The sequence below is a fragment of the Falsiroseomonas sp. HW251 genome (genome assembly GCF_050563545.1).
In the GTDB taxonomy this organism is placed as follows: domain Bacteria; phylum Pseudomonadota; class Alphaproteobacteria; order Acetobacterales; family Acetobacteraceae; genus Falsiroseomonas.
This window is the reverse complement of sequence record NZ_JBNXUM010000104.1, coordinates 1-637: the sequence shown is the minus strand read 5'-3', so window position 1 is coordinate 637 and position 637 is coordinate 1. Positions and strand designations below refer to the sequence as shown.

The following is a 637-nucleotide window of genomic DNA, read 5'->3' as shown; positions in this document are numbered from 1 at the left end:
GAGCGCAAACCGACTTCCGAACGCCGCCGCAACCGCGGTGCGCTGCCAGTACATCTGGAGCGCATCGAGGAGGTGATCGACATCGCGGACCGCGCCTGCCCCTGTTGCCGGCGCGAGATGCACCGTGTGGGCGAGACCCGGGCCGAGCGGCTCGACGTGGTGCCCGTCCAGTTACGGGTGCGCGTGGCCATCCGGCCCCGCTATGCCTGCCGCCGCTGCGAGGACGGCGTGCACCAGGCGCCCGCGCCGGCGCGCTTCGTCGCCGGCGGCCTGCCGACCGAGGCGACCCTGGCCCATGTCCTGGTCTCGAAATACGGCGATGGGCTGCCGCTGTATCGCCAGTGCCAGATCCTCGCCCGCGGCGGCATCTACCTCGACCGCGCGACGCTCTGCGACTGGGTGAGGCAGGCCTGCTGGTGGCTCAGGCCGCTGAACGAGCTGGTCCTCGCCCATGTCGTCGGCCATGCGCGCGTATTCGCCGACGACACGCCGCTGCCGACCCTGGCGCCCGGCCGGGGCCGGACGCGCGACGGGCGGATCTGGGCCTATGCCGCCGATGACCGCGCCGCAGGCGGCACCGGACCGCCGGCCGTTGCCTATGTCTACGCCCCGGATCGCAAGGGCATTCGGCCCGCCC

The 637-nt window shown here is 73.3% G+C and carries 1 protein-coding gene; it reads left to right on the top strand.

Going from position 1 to position 637, the window contains the following annotated elements; genetic code table 11:
• A partial coding sequence (gene tnpC, locus ACLF3M_RS35380) for an IS66 family transposase (protein WP_430661710.1) occupies window positions 1–637 on the top strand: 637 nt, incomplete at both ends.